5 protein-coding genes are annotated in these 3009 nt (G+C 71.1%); 4 read left to right on the top strand and 1 reads right to left on the bottom strand.

Annotated elements, in window-relative coordinates; all coding sequences use genetic code 11:
* A partial coding sequence (locus FJ251_15090; GenBank protein ID MBM4119027.1) for a hypothetical protein occupies positions 1–746 on the bottom strand: 746 nt, incomplete at its 3' end.
* A 459-nt stretch (positions 747–1205) separates the two neighbouring features.
* Between FJ251_15090 and FJ251_15085 the strand changes: the two genes are divergently transcribed.
* The 4 genes from FJ251_15085 to FJ251_15070 form a co-directional block, all read left to right on the top strand.
* Complete coding sequence (locus FJ251_15085) at positions 1206–1454, top strand: sulfurtransferase TusA family protein (protein ID MBM4119026.1); 249 nt, start codon at positions 1206–1208, stop codon at positions 1452–1454.
* A gap of 16 nt (positions 1455–1470) precedes the next feature.
* A complete protein-coding gene (locus tag FJ251_15080; GenBank protein MBM4119025.1) occupies positions 1471–1836 on the top strand; it encodes a sulfur reduction protein DsrE in 366 nt (121 codons plus the stop codon).
* An 8-nt stretch (positions 1837–1844) separates the two neighbouring features.
* Entirely contained in the window at positions 1845–2594 is a 750-nt protein-coding gene (locus FJ251_15075; protein MBM4119024.1) for an osmotically inducible protein OsmC, read from the top strand.
* A 23-nt stretch (positions 2595–2617) separates the two neighbouring features.
* The coding region (locus FJ251_15070; protein ID MBM4119023.1) for a vitamin-B12 independent methionine synthase at positions 2618–3009 on the top strand (392 nt) is incomplete at its 3' end.

Raw genomic sequence — 3009 nt, 5'->3', positions numbered from 1 at the left:
CCAAAGAGCTTCTCGTTCCACCCGTTCTCGAGGTTCTGCAGCTCGAAGCGCGCCCAGGTCGAGTTCAGCAGGTGCAGGCCCTCGTTCCAGAACTTGTGCACCAGCGCGACCAGCCCGGCGATGCCCAGCGCCCGTGCGGCACGCGCGCCCTTGTCGCCGGTGGAGTGCAGCGCGCGCAGCGTCTCCGCCGCGGCGATGCCGCTCGGGAAACGAAGCTGCTCGATGTTGATCATCTGCCGCTTCATCGGCACGGCCATCGTGACGCCCAGCACGGCGAGGAAGAAGATCCAGCCGAGCATCAGGGGAATGGGCAGCGACTGGCCGTTTAGCATGATGTAGGCGGCAAAGGCCGAGATCAGCGTGCCGCCCGTCGAGTAGCCGGCCGAGCTGGCCGTCGACTGCATGCAGTTGTTCTCGAGGATCGTCATCTTCGTGCGCGCGAGGCCGATCCTGTGGAAGGTCGTCCAGATCGCGTAGGAGAGGATGCAGGCCGTGATCGCGACGCCGAAGCCCCAGCCGGCCTTGAGGCCGATGTAGAGGTTCGTCAGCGACAGGATGCCACCCAGCACCGAGCCCATGATCACCGCCCGCCAGGTGAGCTGGGCGATCGAGTCGCCGCGCCCCTTGTAGCACTTGTCGAACCACTGGCGCTCGACTTCCTCCGGCGAGCCTTTGAAGGGCTCGATCGGCATCTGATAGTTCTCGTAGGGATCGGGACGATGGCCGAGGGCAGGCTCACGCGACATGGCGACGCTCCGGAGCACAGAGTGACATAGCGAACCCGGCGCCAGGACGCCGGAGGAACGACAGCTTCGTGGCTGCGGTGGGCGCTGAGCGCCGCGCCGGAGCCGCAGCGGGGAGCGTGAGGGGAGCTGTAAGCTAGCACGGCAGAGCCGGGGCCGTCCAGTGGCGCCCGGCCCGACCGGCGGGGCCACTTGCCCGGACACCCCTGTCCTGTGCTATGCTCACGGGCGCTGGCGGCCCCGGAGACCCCGATCGGCCGCCCATCACGCTCCCGCGGAGAGAGACCTGTGCGCCGAGCCACCTGAGGGCTGCGATCGCGAGTGGGCACAGGTCTGTGTCCCGGCGGTTGAGACCATCCCTTCGGCAGATCCCCCACCGCGCCCCGCAGGCGTGCGCGGCGGACTGACGGCTACTTCACACCGGCCTCGTTGACCGCGGCGGGCCAGCCCCGAGGGGGCGGCGTGTCCGCGCGTCCGGATTGGCACTGCGACAGCGTCTTCGAGGGCGGCGAGCGCGAGTGCGGCGAGCTGCTGCTCGAGCTGCGCGGGCACTTCCAGGCCCTGCCCGGCGGGGCGCGCGTGCTCGTCGTGTCCGCCAGTCCCGGCGCGCCGATGGAGCTGCCCACCTGGTGTCGCCTGACCGGGCATCGCCTGCTCGAGGCGGCGCACCCCCACTACCTGATCGAAGCGCGCGGCGGCGCCGCGCAATAGCACGAGGAGGATCGTCATGGCCGGAAAGTTCTGCGTCACCATCGCGTCGAGCCGCGAGAGCAACGACCGCGTCACCCTGGGCTTCGTCGTCGCGAACGCGGCGCTGGGCAGCGACAAGGAGACGCTCGTCTTCCTGAGCGCGGATGGCGTCTGGGCCGCGGTCAAGGGCGAGGCCGAGAAGGTCTCGATCGGCGCGCCCTTCGCTCCGCTCAAGGAGCTGGTCGACAAGTTCATCGCCGGCGGCGGCAAGCTGCTCGTTTGCACGCCCTGCCTGAAGAAGCGCGGCATCGAGCCCGACGCGCTCGTCGCGGGGGCGGCGCCGGCGGGTGGCGCGGCCCTGGTGGAGTGGCTCGCCGAGAGCCCGTCCTGCGTCGGCTACTAGGCGACGCCATGGCCGATCAGCCGGATCTCAGGCGCCTCGTCCCCGCGGCCGTCTTCGACGGCGGCGACCTCGACTGCGGCTCGGGCCTGGTGCTGCTCATCCGCGAGCACATGCAGACGGTCGCCGCGGGCGAGATCCTCGAGATGCGCAGTCGCGAACCGACCGTGGGCGACGACCTGCCGCCCTGGTGCCGGATGGTCGGCCACGAGTACCTCGGCCGCCTCGACGGGGACGGCCCCGGCAGCGCGCGCTACTTCATCCGCCGGGGCGCGGCGGCGCCCGCCGAGGACGCCGCCCTCGCCCGCGACAAGGCGCGCGCCCGCGACTACGAGTGGCGGGCGCGCGTGCGCGTCACGGGCCCGCAGGCCTCGAGCGTCTACTGCCGCAACTTCAGCTTCGCGGCCGGCCAGGCGGCCAGCTTCGAGGAGCGTGACGCGCACCCCAGCGCGGTCGAGTACCTGCTCGGCGCGCTGGGCGCCGACCTCGCCGCCGGCTTTGCCAATGCCTGCGCGCAGGCCGGCCTCACGGCCGACGACATCGAGCTCACCGTGCGCGGCCGCCTGCACGACGTGCTCGCGCACCTCGGTCTCGCCGAGGGCGACCCCGCCCTCGCGCGCATCGAGGTGAAGTGCTTCCTCTCGACTCCGGATGACGAGGCGGCCGCCCAGGCCGCCTGGCTGAGTGCCCAGGCGCGCTCGCCCTTGCTCGCCACCCTGCGCAAGGCGGTGGCGGTGGACCTGCGCCTCAGCCTGGTCTGAGGCACCTGCGAAGAGGAGATGCGATGTTCACGGTGACCCAGGTCGGCAGCTGGCCGCGCTCGCCCGCGCTGCTGCGCGCGCTGCGCGAGAAGCAGGCCGGCCGCCTCGCGCGCGCCGACTTCGAGCGCCTCGCCGACACCGAAGTGCGCCGCTGCGTCGAGGCGCAGATCGCCGCCGGCGTGGACCTGCTCGTCGACGGCGAGCAGCGCCGCGACAACTTCTACTCCTTCATCACCGACAAGCTGGACGGCACGCGTCTGATGTCACTGGCCGACATGCTCGACACCGTGGAAGACAAGTCCAGCTTCGAGGAGATGCTCGCCACGCTCGACGTGCCGGCCTCGGCGATCAAGAACCCCACATGCGTGGGTCGGCTCTCTCGGCGCGAACCGCTGGCCGTGAACGAGCTGCGCTT

The sequence above is a fragment of the bacterium genome (assembly GCA_016873475.1).
GTDB lineage: Bacteria > Krumholzibacteriota > Krumholzibacteriia > JACNKJ01 > JACNKJ01 > VGXI01.
The sequence above is the reverse complement of the archived record's forward strand: the minus strand, read 5'-3'. Positions and strand labels throughout refer to the sequence as shown.

What these genes read in the sequence shown, in the direction of transcription:
- FJ251_15075 (MBM4119024.1), top strand. Translation starts at nt 1,845, where the DNA reads ATGGCCGATCAGCCGGATCTCAGGCGCCTCGTCCCCGCGGCCGTCTTC.
- FJ251_15080 (MBM4119025.1), top strand. Translation starts at nt 1,471, where the DNA reads ATGGCCGGAAAGTTCTGCGTCACCATCGCGTCGAGCCGCGAGAGCAAC.